This window comes from Flintibacter sp. HCN-6482 (assembly GCF_037892565.1).
GTDB lineage: Bacteria > Bacillota > Clostridia > Oscillospirales > Oscillospiraceae > Lawsonibacter > Lawsonibacter aceti.
This window is the reverse complement of record NZ_JBBKBK010000001.1, coordinates 749,787-764,237: the sequence shown is the minus strand read 5'-3', so window position 1 is coordinate 764,237 and position 14,451 is coordinate 749,787. Positions and strand designations below refer to the sequence as shown.

The following is a 14,451-nucleotide window of genomic DNA, read 5'->3' as shown; positions in this document are numbered from 1 at the left end:
GCCGGACACCGGCAGAGGCCAGCGGAACAGCCGCAAAGGAAACAAGAGGCTCTATTTCGGTTTGCCCAGCTTCCCTCCCAAAAAGAGGGACAGCGCCAACAGGGCGCAGTATATCCCGTACAACAGGTGCTCTAGCGTATCAAAGGAAATAAAACCGCCTCCGCTGGGATAGAATTGAATATAAGGCCCCACACCTATCGACAGGAGCAGGGCATAGCCGAGCAGCAGGGCCACACTGACCCGCGCAAGCCAGATCCCCAGAGTGTCCCGCCCGGCTCTGGCTGACAGCCGCCGTGTCAGGAAGCCAAACAGGAATAAAAGCGGGAATAGGCCGAGAAGAAGCCACATCATTACGGTATCACAGGACCCAGACACACTGTAATGGATATACCCATCCTGATATTCCGCTGAAATGTTCTCTACAAATCCCAGCATTTCCATGGGCCAATACCATTTAATCTCCATGGTCAGCCCCCTCACTGGGCGTTCGATTCTTTCTTGGGAACGCCCGACGGTACAGCCAGCCCATCACGTTGCCAGCCAGGGCGGGGAGAGCGATCATAAAGCAGTGAAACAGGGCGGAGCTGTTATATATCAGATATACCATGGGCAGATAGAACAGGAAACAGGCCAGGGGATATAGGGGGCATACTCCCTGCCGCTTTCCCAGGGACAGGCCGGATAGATAACCTACTACCGGCAGGATCAGATAAGGCAGAAGCAAACCGGACAGTACGGGAACATCTACCACAAAGGTCCTGTCCGCCCACCTCAGCGCCGCCGGCAGCAGGTTGCACACCAACAGCAAGAAGGGCAGATAAGGCAGGGTTTCCCGCCACTTCAGGGGAGAGGGACCGGCAGCCAGCCCCAACAATTCCCGAAGCTGGATCACCTCCATATACCAGCCGATCCAGCGGCCCAGCCAGATCAGGAAATAGAGCAGGGTCAGCAGAGCCACCCACAGCAGCAAGTCCCAGCCGAAATCCAACCACCGGCAGCCTGTCAGTAACAGGGAGAAACAGAGGACAGTGGCCCCCCAATGGACCAGGGAGAGCAGGATCAGCTTTTTTCCCTCGTTTGCAAATGGCAGGGTGGCTAAGGAGACCACGGCCCCGAAGAGACCGCCTAACAGGAGCTGGACTACTAAGGCCAGTGCCGCCGAGCCGTAAAACTGGACCGCGGCGGGGGACACTGGGATAGACTGTCCATTGGATACTCCAAAGGAGAGGAGCAGCCAGGCCAGCAGGGTGGTCAGAATAGCGCCTAATAGGGCGCCGGCGGCCAGACGGATGGACCAGATTTTACGGATATCCCTCATGTTTTATCCCCACCTCTCAGGTTCAAGGTATCCTTGATCTTTTTCACATACCGCCGGGATACATAGGCGTGGACCGCCCCTTCCAGAGTCATTCGGATGGTCCCGGCCAGGGACAGGTCGATGGCAGTCACCCGGTCCAGATTGATGATCTCACTGTTGGAGATGCGGACAAAGCGGGTGGTGTCCAGCCGCTCCTCCAGCTCGTACAGCCGCAGATGGACCGCGTAGATCTGGTTTTCGGTCTGGGCAGATACACCCTTGCCATCGGCAAAGAAGCGGAGAAATTCCTCCTGCCGGACCGGCAGGGCCCGCTCCCCGCGCCACACGGTGATGGGGCCCAGAGAGAGGCCGGACAGATGCGCTCGAAGCCGCTCCAGGGACGGGCTGTCCTCCCCGGCCAGGATGACCACCTTGGGTTCCTGCCGGCCAGGCTCCAGCTTCAGTTCTACCTCCATGACCGTTCCACCTCCCTATGTTTTTCTGTCCCCAGTATATCCGTTTTGACCCCGAAGGTCCAGAGATTTGGGACAGGTGGTCGTTTTTCCGGGATAAATGGTTTTACATTCCCCGTTGACAACCTCCTGACAGTGCGATAAAATACAAAAGATACCATGGAGAGTCCACCATACGCCCCTGTACCTCACCGGGATAGAGGGTCCGCCTCCTAAGCGGAATGTAGTGCGTTCGAGTCGCGCCAGGGGTGCCACTCCGGCGGACATCTCCATGGCATCGACTTTTTATACATGGAGATGAATGAAATGGAACGCGTCACCGTCGCCGCCATCTTTGCCGACCAGGAAAAGCTGGGCGGCCAGACCGTCACCGTATGCGGCTGGGCCCGGACCATCCGGGACATGAAAACCTTTGGGTTTATCGAGCTGAATGATGGCTCCTGCTTCAAGAACCTGCAGGTCGTCATGGATGCCAATGTCCTGGACAACTATAAGGAGATCGCCGGTCAAAACGTGGGCGCCGCGCTGATCGTCCGCGGACAGGTGGTGCTGACCCCCGAAGCCAAGCAGCCCTTGGAGGTGAAGGCCGCTTCTATCCAGGTGGAGGGTGTTTCCGCCCCCGATTATCCCCTGCAGAAGAAGCGCCACAGTGTAGAGTTCCTGCGGACCATCCAGCACCTGCGGCCCCGGACCAACCTGTTCTCCGCCGCCTTCCGGGTGCGCTCCGCCACCGCCCACGCTATCCACTGCTTCTTCCAGGACCGGGGCTTTGTCTATGTCCACACCCCCATCATCACCGCCAGCGACTGTGAAGGGGCGGGCGAGATGTTCCAGGTGACTACCCTGGACCTGGAGAACGTGCCCAGGAACGAGGACGGCACTGTGGACTACACCCAAGATTTCTTCGGCAAGCGGGCCAATTTGACCGTATCCGGTCAGCTCAACTGTGAGAACTTTGCCATGGCCTTCGGCAACGTGTACACCTTTGGCCCTACCTTCCGGGCGGAGAATTCCAACACGCAGCGGCACGCCGCCGAATTCTGGATGATCGAGCCGGAGATGGCCTTTGCCGACCTGAACGACTATATGGACAACGCCGAGGCCATGATTAAGTATGTCATCCGATATGTCATGTCTCACTGCCCCGACGAGATCGACTTCTTCAACTCCTTTGTGGACAAGGGCCTGAAGGAGCGGCTGGAGCACGTAGCCAACTCCGAGTTCGGCCGGGTCTCCTACACCGAGGCGGTGGAGATTTTGAAGAAGGTCAACGACCAGTTCGACTTCAAAGTGGAGTGGGGCACCGACCTGCAGACGGAGCACGAACGATACCTCACCGAGCAGGTGTTCAAGCGCCCCGTCTTTGTCACCGACTACCCCAAGGAGATCAAGGCCTTCTATATGCGCCAGAACGATGACGGCAAGACCGTGGCCGCCGCCGACTGTCTGGTGCCAGGCATCGGCGAGCTCATCGGCGGCTCCCAGCGTGAGGAACGGCTGGAACTGCTGGAGGGCCGCATCAGGGAGCTGGGCATGGACCCCAAGGACTACTGGTGGTACTGCGATCTGCGGCGCTACGGCTCCTGCCGGCACGCCGGGTATGGCATGGGCTTCGAGCGGATGGTGATGTACCTCACCGGTATCAACAACATCCGCGATGTGGAGCTTCACCCCCGTACTGTGGGCAATGCAGAGTTCTGACAATGAAGTCGGAGCTGGAGCGGATCCCTGGAGTGGGGCCGAATATGGCCCGCCGCTTGGCGGATATTGGCTATACCACTTTGAATTCCCTGCGAGGCGAGGACCCGGAGCACATTTATCAAAAGGACTGCTTGTTCCAGGGCTGTCAGGTGGACCGGTGTGCCCTGTATGTCTACCGGCTGGCGGTGTACTATGCCGAACATGGGAGCTGCCCGGCGGATAGGCTAAACTGGTGGGACTGGAAGGATTAAAACATGGCGGACGCTACAGCGTCCGCCATGTTTCATTTTAACGATGACTTCATCTGGCCTGCTGCCCGCTTTTCAATGCGGATGACCAGAGCCGTTCGGTCATCGGTGACCTCTTTGGGGCTGTCGGTAATGAGTTCACGGGCCAGGTCCTTGGGGCTGGCCCCGTCAAACTGGGCTAGCTTGTCCTTGACCCACTGGTCCTCCCCGGCGCCGCAGATACCGTCGCTCACCATAAGCACTGTGTCCCCTGGCGCCAGCTTCAGGGTGAACTGGTCCAGCGCCCCCTGCTCTCCCTCGGCCAGCCCGGCGGGGAGGGAGGTGCCGGACAGCCTCTGGACCGCAGAACCCTTTTTTACATAGCTGGGAGCGGCCCCCAGCTTGAACAGCTGGCCCTCGCCGGAGAACAGGTCCACCTGGAGCAGGTCTACCGTAGTAAAGCCGCCGGTTTCCTCTCCGCGGAGCGCCAAGGCGGAGGAGAGGGTGGACAGGGCGTGACGTGGTTCTACCCCGGCCTGGAGGAACTGCTCCAGCAGACGAACCGCCAAGGAGCTCTCCCGGTTGGCGTCAGGGCCGCTGCCCATGCCGTCGCACAGGAGGACATACAGCTTGCCGTCGGACCGCTTGAAATAGGTTCCGGAGTCGCCGCTCACCGTCTCGCCGCTTTTTTTCTGGGCGGCCACTCCGGCCAGAGCCATCAGCGGCTCCTGCTGGAGAAGGGAGATGGAGTCCTCTCCGGGCTGGTCCACCCGGAGGGGGACACCCAGCAGGTCAGACAGGTCGGACAGACGGCTGGGCCGTGCCAGGGCAGCGCAGCCGGGACCCTCTGCCTCCACCCGGAGCAGGCCCCTGCTGTCCCGGTATACCGCGGTCCGGATGTCCAGTCCCAGCTCCGCCACCCGCTGGCGCAGCTTCCGGTCTCCCAGCAGGTCGGGAATGAGCTCCCGGCTCAGTTCTGCAGAGGCAGCCCCCAGCAGATCAGCCAGTTGGGCATACTGCCGGCCCACTGCCGCCCGGCTCTCCTTGACCCGAGCGTTGTACTGGCGGCGGTAGAACAGGGCGGTGAGTTCCTCGTTTACGGTGGATAGAAAGGCGGAGAAATGGATGCATCGGTGGGAGAAATGGCTGGGAAAGTCACTCCCCTCCGCGCGGCCCCGCTCCACCATGGCGGGGGTGGCGTCATTGAGAGCGTTGAAGGTGGTAGTGTAATTCTGCTGCCAGCAGTTGTTCCGGAGAGAGCAGGAGCGGCATACCCTGCTGGCGGTTCTGTCAAAGACGGTGGCTACGTCATTGTCATTCTCCGGGGGACGGAAGGCGGAGCGCAGGGAGTCGCACAGGGTACGGAAGGCCTTGGCTGTGGCCTCCAACTGATGCTGGACCAGGGCTTGGGCCCGCAGGTCCACAGGGCCGGCCACCTGGGGGGCCAGCCACACGCCCAGCTTGCGCATGGGCCGCTGGGGCAGCAGGAGAAAGGCCACCGAGGCCACAAATACCTCGTACAGAATGGACAGAGGCAGCTCCCGCTCCCAGGTCCATAACACTGCGCCACCATTGACCAGTACATAGACCATGGCGGCCCACAGCCGTGCCTTGCCCCGGCACAGGCCAGCCATCATGCCGGACAGACCGTAGGCCATGGTATACATGGGGGTGCCTGCTCCGGCCAGGTCCATGGCCATGCCCAGAGACACCCCGGAGATGGCTCCGGTGGCCAGACCGCCCTGCCAGGCGGCGGTTATCACCGCCAACACAGCAAGGATGCGGCCTAGAGAGATATCCTTATAGATGTAGAGGGGGACCAGCGCCATCAGCGCGGTGGCCAATAAAACCAACAGGCCGGCCCGGCGGGTAGGGGAGAGGAGCCTGTCCTCCCGGTGGACACGCATAGGGACCAGGACCGCCCGGTAGCACCAGACGGCCGCTGCAGTCAGGCAGACCTCCAGAGAAAAATAGATGGCGTCAACTGTCTTCCATCCCTGTTGGGACAGATAGATAAAACCCGCCGCCCCGTTGATGGAGGCGGTGAGCAGCGGCATGGTCCAGGAGCGACGGATCGCCTTCAGATCGTAGAAGGCGAAGGCCACAGCAAAGGTGAGAATGGAGGCGGAGGCGTACCGCAGCCCGTCCGCAAAGCCCATCTGGCACAGATATCCGAAGCAGGCTCCCAGCAGAGCCGCCCCTCCGCACAGTCCGGAGCCCGCCGCCCCGACCAGGGCCACCCCGAAGGGGGAATACCCCTCAAAGATGACCGCCCCGGCCAGCACCGCCGCCAGCAGCAGATGGATACCCGCCTCCGCCCATAAGGTGAGGGCGGAGGCGGACAGCTGGATCTGACCGGTCTGTTTGGACTGCTGCCGAAGTTTGTTGAGCTTTCCGTGTATGCTTTCTCTGGCCGTCATGCGTGTTTCCTCCTATGTATACGGCCCCAGAGGGCCTGTCCTAACCTGATGTGCCCCATTATATTCCAATTTCTGGAAAAGATGCGTCGAATGGTGTAGGGGTGGGCCGGTAGAGGAAGGGAAAAGAGGACAGAAGTTGGGACTTGTATTTTTGCGGAAAATCGAATACAATAGAAACTGTATTAATATGGATTCCTATCCTGCGCGAAAGGAAGGTAGAGATCTATGAAACTGCAGAACGAGCTGGGCGAGATCCGCATCAGCAGCGATGTTTTTACCGCCATCACAGGAAGCGCCGCCACCAACTGTTACGGCGTGAAGGGGATGGCTGTCCGCTCTAAGACAGATGGTCTGGTCCATCTGCTGAAGCGGGAGTCTATGGCCAAGGGCGTGAAGGTCTATTATAACGAAGATGGAACTGTGTCCATCGAACTGCACATCATTGTGGAAAACGGGGTCAACCTGATGGCTGTCTGCCGCTCCATTATGAGCGAGGTCCGCTATGTGGTCAGCCAGACCACGGGAGTAGAGGTCGCCTCGGTGGATGTGTGTGTGGATTCCATGCGCTTTTAACCATTCATAGAAAGGAAAATAGCCACTATGGTACACAATATTGACGCGGCGGCTTTCCAACGAATGGTGATTCATGGAGCCGCTGCCATCAGCGCGCAGAAACAGCCCATCAATGATCTAAATGTATTTCCTGTCCCGGACGGCGACACAGGCACCAATATGTCCCTGACCATCGGCGCGGCCGCTGCGGAGATGAAAAAGAACCGCTATCAGGCTGTGGGTCAGGCCGCCCAGGGGACCGCTTCGGCCCTGCTGCGGGGGGCCCGGGGCAACTCCGGCGTCATCCTGTCTCTGTTGTTCCGCGGCTTTGCCAAGGCGATCAAGGAGAAGGAAACCATGGACGGCCGGGATCTGGCTATCGCTCTGGATTTCGGCGTGGCCGCCGCCTATAAGGCGGTTATGAAGCCCGCCGAGGGCACCATCCTCACGGTGTCCCGTCTGGCCGCCGCCCGGGCCGCCGGCTGTGCCCGGGAGAACAATGACGTCGAGGCCGTGCTGGAGGCTGCCATTCAGGAGGGCCATGTGGCTCTGGCCGACACGGTCAACCTGAATCCCGTGCTGAAGAAAGCCGGGGTAGTGGACGCCGGCGGAAAGGGCTTTCTGGTCATCCTTCAGGGCATGCTGGATGAGCTCCGGGGACTACCCATGCCTGAGGTGATGGAGGAGAAGGAGGGCTCCGGGGATAAGGCCGACTTTGAGGCCCTGTCCGTGGAGGATATCACCTTTGCCTTCGACACCGTGTATATCATCCGCAAGGACCGGGAGGATGTGGACCTGGAGCCTCTGCGCCGCTATTTGAATTCCATTGGCGACAGTCTGGTCATTGGTGAGGACGACACCGCCTTTAAGGTTCATGTCCACACCAACATACCCGGCCAGGCCCTGACCGAGTCCCAAAAATACGGGACGCTGGAGCTGGCCAAGATCGAGAATATGCGTACTCAGGCGGAGGATCTGGCCGCCGGCAAGCACGTCCAGAGCACTGACGATCTGGAGAATGTGGAGCGGGAGCTGGAGGCCGGCGGGACTGAGGGCCCGGCCAAGGCGGCGCCAGAAAAAAAGTTTGGCTATGTGGCTGTCTGCGCCGGCGCTGGACTGGAGGCTGTATTCCGTGACTTGGGCGTGGACGGACTAGTAGGTGGAGGACAGACCATGAACCCCTCCACAGAGGACATTCTGAAGGAGATCGAGCGCACACCGGCTGAAATCGTCTATGTCCTGCCCAACAATAAAAACATCATTATGGCGGCCGAGCAGTGTGTGTCCCTGTGCGAGGATAAAAAGGTGGTAGTCCTGCCCACCAAGACTATCCCCCAGGGCATCTCCGCTATGCTGTGCGCCGAACCGGACGCCAGCGAGGAGGACAATACTGCCGCCATGACCGACGGTTTTAGCCGGGTCCGGACCAGTGAGATTACCTACGCGGCGCGGGACTCCGACTTTGGCGGCTTTGCCATCAAGCAGGGGGACTATCTGGCCCTGGAGGAGCACCAGCTCTTTGGCACGGACCGGGACTTGGAATCCATGCTGGACCGGCTGGCCCACTCGGAGGGACACCAGGAGGCAGAGTTTATCTCTATCTTCTATGGAGAGGACGTTACAGAGGAGCAGGCCCAGCGGGCGGAGGAGATCTTCGCGGCGGCCTGCCCCAAGGCGGAGGTCAGCCTGCTGCCTGGCGGCCAGCCCGTCTACTACTATATGATATCTGCGGAATAAGGACAAAACAGAGCAGGCCCTCTCCATATCTGGAGAGGGCCTGCTCTGTTTTGCGGTCAGGGACAGGGCGTTCCGTTTTCCTTCTGTCCTGTGGAAGGCTGATTTCAGAATAGCCAAGCGGGCAGTTGCCCGATATGGTGGCTGCCGATTAAACTAAGATTTGAGATTATTGCTGAACTATGAAATTGGAAATAATATCTGCTGCCTTTTCCGCGTTGGAAAAGAGAGCGGGGTACCCTCCGGCTGGGAAAAGATATACAGAAGCTTGGGAAAGCATAAGGCCATTTTTCTATATTCTTCCTCCGGCTTATGAAATAGCGGACGCTTTTCCTCTATGATTCACCAGCACGGAAAGGACAGAGATCCCTCTGGACAAACAGCGCGGACTGTGGTAAGATATTGCTCGACGAGTTCCTTCCAAACCTCGTCCAAGCATAGAAGCGCCGGGTCTCCGACCACGAGGGAGCGGAGCGTGGCAGGGGAAGATCCCTGGCTCTATGTTCGTTCAGCGGTTCCGCCGCTGTTCTCTAAACAAAAAATGGAGGTTTTTTCATGTCCAAATTTACCATCAAAGACCTGACTCTGGCGGCGCTGATCGCCGCCGTCTACGCCGTGCTTACCGTGGCTCTGCCTGTCCCTGCATTCAGCGGAGTCCAATTCCGGGTGGCCGAGGCCATGACGGTCCTGCCCTTCCTGTTCCCGGCCGCCACACCGGGGCTGTTCGTGGGTTGCGTCATCGCCAATCTGTTTTCCCCCTATCCCCTGGATGTGGTGTGCGGCTCCGCCGCCACCCTCATCGCTTGCCTGCTCACCCAGCGGATGCCAAACCGGTGGCTGGCCTCCCTTCCCCCAGTGGTGTGCAACATGGTTATCGTGGGGGCGGAGATCGCCTGGTTCGAGGCCGGCTTCGGCCCGGGTTTTGGAGCAGCCTACGCCTTCAACGCCCTCACCGTAGGGTTGGGCGAGCTGGCCGCCTGCCTTATCCTAGGGCAGTTGCTGCTTTCCGCCCTGCCTAGGGTGCCGGCTCTCCGTCCTTTTATCCCGGAGCGGCGCCTGACTACGACCCGCTGAAGCAAAAGCTCCCGTCCAGAACCGCTGGACGGGAGCTTTTTGTATTCCGACCCCCCCGGCTATGCCGGGGGGGTCCTATTGTTGTATTATAATATCTTTCGGATATCAGGTAGTGCCATAAGAACTTTTTAAGGAAGAAGAAAAGAAGGTATCCCTTTGTATAATAAAGGGGGCGGGCTATTACGGTATAAAAGTACAATGTATGACAACAAAGAAAAATGCAGAAGCGATAGCAGAACATAACAAGCATTAATTTGTTTAGGACTGTATCACAGATTTATGATGCTGTTAAACGGTTCATAATACATAGATAAAACTAGATGACTACATACCATTCAATCTATACGTTAGGCATAGATTGAATGGTGTGCAAGTTGCTGAACTTCCGGTATTCACATCTTGTAGTGCGGCACTCTCAAATAAAAGATATAGAGCGGTAGCGATGCGATTTGGCAGCGGAAACAGCTTAAGCTAATTTTGTGGCGACCTCACGCATCAGTGTCTCGCTAGGATTCTTTCGGTTGAGTTTGGAGGTCTCAACTATCAACTGATACAAATCTACCCCAGCATCTGCGGCTACGGCGGTAAAGGTCTTCACGAAGGCTGAGTGACAACCGCTATAGCCTAAAATCAGATCTTTAGGCAGCAATGAGGGCTTATAACCCTGTTGTGTCATAGCAGGAATTAACTCTTGATCTAGAAAGTGTAGTAGACCATAGAAGTCAAGTTCGTCGCACTGGCCCTCTGTCTGCATGAGAGCAGTGGCCAACTCAGTTGGCATATTGCCGGCGCTACGAGCCATGCCCAGTAGGCCGCAATCCAGGATATCGGCACCACTGCGGTAGGCCGCTAAAGCGTTAGCAGAGCACATGCCCATATTAGCGTGACAATGGAAACCGATAGGCACTTTGACGGCGTTTTTCATAGCTTCCACAGATAGGCTAACCTGATCGGGAAACATACAGCCTGCAGAATCCATCAGAGTAATCTCATCAACACCAGCATCCTCCAGAAGACGGGCTTCCTCCGCTAGTTTATTAGGAGAGAGAATATATGCCTTCATTTGAGAGAAATATGCCTTCATTCCGTGCCCTTTGATATCTTTAATTTGCTTCAGATATAGGTGGGCATCACCTGCATCGCTACCACAACGTAGAAAGCCTAAGTTATAATGGGCGGCTAATTCAATGTTAGCCGCTTCGTAGCGCTTTGCGTTCAGAAACATACCAATTTCAGCCTTTTTAAGGAAAGGCTGGGCTAGCTTTAAATACTCTTCATCACTTAAAGGGGCCGGGAACCCTTTGTTGGAGGCACCGATTCCCTTGGCATTACCAAACTCAATGATTGGGTAGCGGTTTGTAGTCAGGCCCTTCAACATCAGTTGAGTTAATTCCGCTGAAAAGCCGTTGCCGACTACATTTGCCCCATCACGCAGGGTACAATCCATAATTTTCATAGCTGGGATCTCCTCTCAATAGAAACGATCTATATTGCGACTTGAGCAATCAGTTCGATCTCACATGCAGAATCTCCAGGCAGTTCAGTCACACCGAAGGATGTCCTAGCATGTAGCCCTAATTCACCAAATATCTGATACAGCAGATGTGAGGCTGCTTCTATCACTGCTCCCTGTTTGGTAAAACCATGTGCGCTGTTTACATAGCCCGTCAAACGCACAATACGCTTTACGTTGTCTAAACCACCGCCGAAGTCGTTAATGAGTGCCAAACAATTTCGTACGCAGATCTTTGCGGCTTCCTGCCCTTCCTCTAGGGTGAGATCACTGCCCACTTTTCCAATATAAAGTAACTTACCTTCTATTTTGGCCGTCTGACCAGAAGTAAAAACCAATTCTCCGACCTTTACCACAGGGGAGAAGGTGCCGCCGGGTTGCCTAGCGGTCGGAATCTCAATGCCTAACTTTTTGCATCTTGCTAAAATATCCATAGCGGTACCTCGTTGTCAATAAATTGTGCGGGAGCAAATCGTCTTATAATTCGCTCCCACAGGTAAGAGCCGATTTACAACACTCCGGCCTCTTTATAGTACTTTTCTGCACCGGGATGAAGGGGCGCAATACAGGCATCAGATATGTTTTCGGGCGACAAGTCACTAAAGAAACTGTGGGCCTTTACCAGTTCTTCCTTACCTTCCATAATGGACTTCACGATGCTGTAAGCAGTATCCTCATCCATGCTGGCATTACAGTATACAGTTGTCCAAAGCCCAACCGTGACAGCGTCTTCGCTTTGACCAGAGTAAGTTTCAGCAGGAATTGTCATCTGGGAATACTCAGGAGCTCCCTGTACGACAGTGTTGATTTGATCGGGAGACAAGCTCAGCAGAGTCCAGTCAGAACCATCACCATAGATGTCGGCAATCCAAGATGCGCCTAAACCGGTAGCGTCCAGAATGGCATCTACCTGACCAGTTTTCAGACGGGAAGAGGCTTGCACACGACTGCCGCTATATTCCAAAGTCACATCGTCCAGAGAAAGGCCTAACATAGGCAGTAGCTTCATTGTGGCCAGCTCGACACCGTCACCAGGAGCCAAGCATTCAAATTTGGCACCAGCCAGATCAGTCACATTAGAGGCTCCCAGAGACTTTTTGACCAAGATATGAACGGGGGTAGCATTGAAGTTGAACAGGGTTCGGATATCCTCTGTGGCCATGCCTTCGTAACTGTCAGTGCCGTTGATTCCGGAGGCCACGGCGCTGGCTTGGGACATACCCAGATCCAGCTCGCCATCATTGACAGCGCCTACATTATACACACTTCCGCCAGTTGCCTGTGCGGTGACAGACAGGCCTGTAGCATCCATGATTACAGAGGCAGCAGCGGCACCCATAGTAAAGAAATTGCCGCCAAGACTTGCAGTTCCCAGACTAAGGGTCTTTCCGCTGGGATCTGGTTGCGAAGTTTGGCTGCCGACAGAGGAATTACCTTGGGATCCAGATGGGGGAGTAGTGGGATTGCCGCAGGCAGATAAGCTTAAAGACATTGCAACAGCCAGGCATAATGAGAGTAGCTTTTTCATGTTTATTTCCTCCATTTATATTAATTTTTTGGGGACACTAATTCCTTTTTCCTCAAAATAGAGACCACAACAACTATTGCTGATACCACTAAGCCAATCAAGGAAACCAGCACATCAGGCCAGATGAGTAGCAGCGCAATAATGGCAAAAGCAACACGTACATATGGGGCCACAGGCTTTATAAGCGCACCCTCAACAGCGGCACACAGGAACAGCAGTCCAAGACCTGTAACAAAGAAACTGAAAACTGTAGCCATAATATCGATATCCCCTGTAAGTAGTAATTCCGGGGAATAAATAAAGATGAACGGTACTATGAATCCAGCTACAGCTAGTCGCATAGATAAGAAGCCAATTTTGTTGGGGTTACCTCCAGACAGTCCGGCGGCGGTATAAGCACCAGTGGCTACAGGAGGAGTGATGGTGGACATGCAGCCGTAATAGAAAACAAACAAATGTGCATACAAGTCGCTGATACCTACTAAAGTCAAAGCCGGAGCGGCGCTTATACTAGCCAGGACATAGGCTGCAGAAGTGGGCAATCCCATACCCAAAATCATAGCGACCAGCATAGTCATCACGAGCGTCAGAAGTTTGACGCCCCCTGTGACCTGGAAAATAATGCGGGCGATGGTCATGGTGATACCGGTAAGAGAAAATGTGCCTACCACGATACCTACTACTGCGGTGGCAGTCCCTAGAGTCATGGCAGTTTTGGCAGAATTGTACATAATACGTACGATTTTGTCCAAATTCAGTCTGGTTTCCTTGCGCAACATGGATAGCACCAATGCAGTGACAATGCCGCCCCAAAACGCAGAAAAAGTAGGTGTATAATTCATAACCAACAGAACTACGATACCAACCATAGGTAGAAGGAGATAGGAACGTTTCAGTAAATTTCCCCAATTCTGCTTTGCTTCCCCACTACTGCCCAGGCCCAGACGAACCGCTCGGAAGTGAACAGTGCAAAACACGCTGACATAATACAGAAGGGCTGGTAGAATTGCAGCTACGGCTAATTTGATATAGGGGATTCCCAGTGTGTCAGCCAGCATGAAGGCGGTTGCCCCCATAACTGGAGGGAGAATCTGTCCACCGGCAGAGGCGGCACACTCCACAGCGCCGGCAAAGTTAGCGTCATATCCTACGCGCTTCATCAGAGGAATAGTGAAGGCTCCGGTGGTAGCTACATTAGCAGAAGTTTCGCCACTGACCATACCCATTAAGGAACTGGAAATAACAGCCACTTTTGCTGGACCGCCTCTGGCATTGCCGGCAATTGCATTGGCGAGGTCGTAGAAATAGTCGGAGATACCTACCTCCTGAAGTAGTGAGCCAAAAATGACAAAAATCACAATAGTTTCGGCAGAAACACCTAGAGCAAAACCAAAGATGCCTTCGCCTCCAAGCACAAGATGGTTAATGATTCGCTTCAGCGTATAACCACTGGTTGACAGAATGCCGGTAAGGTACTGGCCAAAAAATGCATAGGCAAGAACGATAAGGGATAAAATAGACAGACCGGGGCTGACTACCCGGCGGGCACCCTCATACATCAGAATCATGGTAAGTATACCCAGAACTACATCAACGTCGGCACAGCGCCCGCCCATTTTGATGAGTGCATCATAACGAAGGAACATTCCAATAAACACTGTTGCTGTGAAGATGACAAGGAGAGCGTCCATGATTCCAATATGATCACGTCTGCTTTGACGGAAAAACGGAGTTAACAGGAAAATCATGATTAGTGCAAAGCCCAGATGTACAATGCGGACTTTGTGAGGAACCATGTAGATGATTTGTGCAGCGATCAGGATTTGAAAGAGCATCCACATGATACCTGTGGCTAAAGCAAACTTTTGAGAAGGCCCATCTAAGGCTTTACGCAAACTTTGCCGACTGATTTTTTTCTGTTTTTCTTCCACA

The 14,451-nt window shown here is 55.4% G+C and carries 13 protein-coding genes and 1 tRNA gene; 6 read left to right on the top strand and 8 right to left on the bottom strand.

Annotation, left to right across the window (positions count from 1 at the left end; all coding sequences use genetic code 11):
• Nucleotides 1–51 precede the first annotated feature (51 nt).
• From WKS99_RS03805 to WKS99_RS03795, 3 genes are read right to left on the bottom strand one after another with little or no spacing between them, the layout of a single operon-like run.
• Entirely contained in the window at nucleotides 52–465 is a 414-nt protein-coding gene (locus WKS99_RS03805; protein ID WP_147573336.1) for a hypothetical protein, read from the bottom strand.
• The gene (locus WKS99_RS03800) at nucleotides 455–1,318 is read right to left on the bottom strand and encodes a DUF3021 family protein (RefSeq protein ID WP_340405354.1); all 864 of its coding nucleotides are present in this window, start codon (nucleotides 1,316–1,318) and stop codon (nucleotides 455–457) included. Before WKS99_RS03800 ends, WKS99_RS03805 begins: the two co-directional genes overlap by 11 nt.
• Nucleotides 1,315–1,773, bottom strand: a complete 459-nt coding sequence (locus WKS99_RS03795) for a LytTR family DNA-binding domain-containing protein (protein ID WP_147573338.1) — start codon at nucleotides 1,771–1,773, stop codon at nucleotides 1,315–1,317. Before WKS99_RS03795 ends, WKS99_RS03800 begins: the two co-directional genes overlap by 4 nt.
• Nucleotides 1,774–1,947: 174 nt before the next feature.
• Here WKS99_RS03795 and WKS99_RS03790 point away from each other — a divergent pair.
• The 3 genes from WKS99_RS03790 (at nucleotide 1,948) to WKS99_RS03780 (ending at nucleotide 3,722) form a co-directional block, all read left to right on the top strand.
• Nucleotides 1,948–2,024 (top strand) — tRNA-Arg (locus WKS99_RS03790).
• A gap of 52 nt (nucleotides 2,025–2,076) precedes the next feature.
• Nucleotides 2,077–3,471: an asparagine--tRNA ligase gene (gene asnS, locus WKS99_RS03785; RefSeq protein WP_147573339.1), complete on the top strand. Its 1,395-nt coding sequence runs from the start codon at nucleotides 2,077–2,079 to the stop codon at nucleotides 3,469–3,471.
• A gap of 2 nt (nucleotides 3,472–3,473) precedes the next feature.
• Nucleotides 3,474–3,722: a helix-hairpin-helix domain-containing protein gene (locus WKS99_RS03780; RefSeq protein ID WP_340405353.1), complete on the top strand. Its 249-nt coding sequence runs from the start codon at nucleotides 3,474–3,476 to the stop codon at nucleotides 3,720–3,722.
• Nucleotides 3,723–3,754: 32 nt separating this feature from the next.
• Here WKS99_RS03780 and WKS99_RS03775 read toward each other — a convergent pair whose 3' ends face one another.
• Nucleotides 3,755–6,118 (bottom strand): SpoIIE family protein phosphatase, encoded by a 2,364-nt coding sequence (locus WKS99_RS03775; RefSeq protein WP_340405352.1) that lies wholly within the window; start codon nucleotides 6,116–6,118, stop codon nucleotides 3,755–3,757.
• A gap of 225 nt (nucleotides 6,119–6,343) precedes the next feature.
• On the opposite strand from WKS99_RS03775, the gene WKS99_RS03770 reads away from it, so the two are divergent.
• The 3 genes from WKS99_RS03770 (at nucleotide 6,344) to WKS99_RS03760 (ending at nucleotide 9,478) form a co-directional block, all read left to right on the top strand.
• Nucleotides 6,344–6,691: an Asp23/Gls24 family envelope stress response protein gene (locus tag WKS99_RS03770; RefSeq protein WP_147573342.1), complete on the top strand. Its 348-nt coding sequence runs from the start codon at nucleotides 6,344–6,346 to the stop codon at nucleotides 6,689–6,691.
• Nucleotides 6,692–6,718: 27 nt separating this feature from the next.
• Complete coding sequence (locus WKS99_RS03765) at nucleotides 6,719–8,407, top strand: DAK2 domain-containing protein (RefSeq protein ID WP_186852263.1); 1,689 nt, start codon at nucleotides 6,719–6,721, stop codon at nucleotides 8,405–8,407.
• Between the two features lie 552 nt (nucleotides 8,408–8,959).
• Nucleotides 8,960–9,478, top strand: coding sequence for a QueT transporter family protein (locus WKS99_RS03760; protein WP_147573344.1), 519 nt, complete (start codon nucleotides 8,960–8,962; stop codon nucleotides 9,476–9,478).
• Nucleotides 9,479–9,944: 466 nt separating this feature from the next.
• On the opposite strand, the gene WKS99_RS03755 is transcribed toward WKS99_RS03760, so the two are convergent.
• The 4 genes from WKS99_RS03755 to WKS99_RS03740 all read right to left on the bottom strand — a co-directional run bounded on the left by WKS99_RS03755 (nucleotide 9,945) and on the right by WKS99_RS03740 (nucleotide 14,450).
• On the bottom strand, nucleotides 9,945–10,934 hold the full coding sequence (locus tag WKS99_RS03755) for a 4-hydroxy-2-oxovalerate aldolase (RefSeq protein WP_340405351.1): 990 nt from the start codon (nucleotides 10,932–10,934) through the stop codon (nucleotides 9,945–9,947).
• Between the two features lie 29 nt (nucleotides 10,935–10,963).
• On the bottom strand, nucleotides 10,964–11,425 hold the full coding sequence (locus tag WKS99_RS03750) for a RidA family protein (RefSeq protein ID WP_186852261.1): 462 nt from the start codon (nucleotides 11,423–11,425) through the stop codon (nucleotides 10,964–10,966).
• A 74-nt stretch (nucleotides 11,426–11,499) separates the two neighbouring features.
• A complete protein-coding gene (locus WKS99_RS03745) occupies nucleotides 11,500–12,519 on the bottom strand; it encodes a TAXI family TRAP transporter solute-binding subunit (protein WP_262669436.1) in 1,020 nt (339 codons plus the stop codon).
• A gap of 20 nt (nucleotides 12,520–12,539) precedes the next feature.
• The gene (locus WKS99_RS03740) at nucleotides 12,540–14,450 is read right to left on the bottom strand and encodes a TRAP transporter permease (RefSeq protein WP_262669437.1); all 1,911 of its coding nucleotides are present in this window, start codon (nucleotides 14,448–14,450) and stop codon (nucleotides 12,540–12,542) included.
• Nucleotide 14,451: the final 1 nt, after the last annotated feature.

Excerpts from the sequence above, each read along its gene's own strand:
- WKS99_RS03805 (WP_147573336.1), bottom strand. The coding sequence starts at position 465 with ATGGAGATTAAATGGTATTGGCCCATGGAAATGCTGGGATTTGTAGAG.
- WKS99_RS03800 (WP_340405354.1), bottom strand. The coding sequence starts at position 1,318 with ATGAGGGATATCCGTAAAATCTGGTCCATCCGTCTGGCCGCCGGCGCC.
- WKS99_RS03795 (WP_147573338.1), bottom strand. The coding sequence starts at position 1,773 with ATGGAGGTAGAACTGAAGCTGGAGCCTGGCCGGCAGGAACCCAAGGTG.
- asnS (WP_147573339.1), top strand. The coding sequence starts at position 2,077 with ATGGAACGCGTCACCGTCGCCGCCATCTTTGCCGACCAGGAAAAGCTG.
- WKS99_RS03780 (WP_340405353.1), top strand. The coding sequence starts at position 3,474 with ATGAAGTCGGAGCTGGAGCGGATCCCTGGAGTGGGGCCGAATATGGCC.
- WKS99_RS03775 (WP_340405352.1), bottom strand. The coding sequence starts at position 6,118 with ATGACGGCCAGAGAAAGCATACACGGAAAGCTCAACAAACTTCGGCAG.
- WKS99_RS03770 (WP_147573342.1), top strand. The coding sequence starts at position 6,344 with ATGAAACTGCAGAACGAGCTGGGCGAGATCCGCATCAGCAGCGATGTT.
- WKS99_RS03765 (WP_186852263.1), top strand. The coding sequence starts at position 6,719 with ATGGTACACAATATTGACGCGGCGGCTTTCCAACGAATGGTGATTCAT.
- WKS99_RS03760 (WP_147573344.1), top strand. The coding sequence starts at position 8,960 with ATGTCCAAATTTACCATCAAAGACCTGACTCTGGCGGCGCTGATCGCC.
- WKS99_RS03755 (WP_340405351.1), bottom strand. The coding sequence starts at position 10,934 with ATGAAAATTATGGATTGTACCCTGCGTGATGGGGCAAATGTAGTCGGC.
- WKS99_RS03750 (WP_186852261.1), bottom strand. The coding sequence starts at position 11,425 with ATGGATATTTTAGCAAGATGCAAAAAGTTAGGCATTGAGATTCCGACC.
- WKS99_RS03745 (WP_262669436.1), bottom strand. The coding sequence starts at position 12,519 with ATGAAAAAGCTACTCTCATTATGCCTGGCTGTTGCAATGTCTTTAAGC.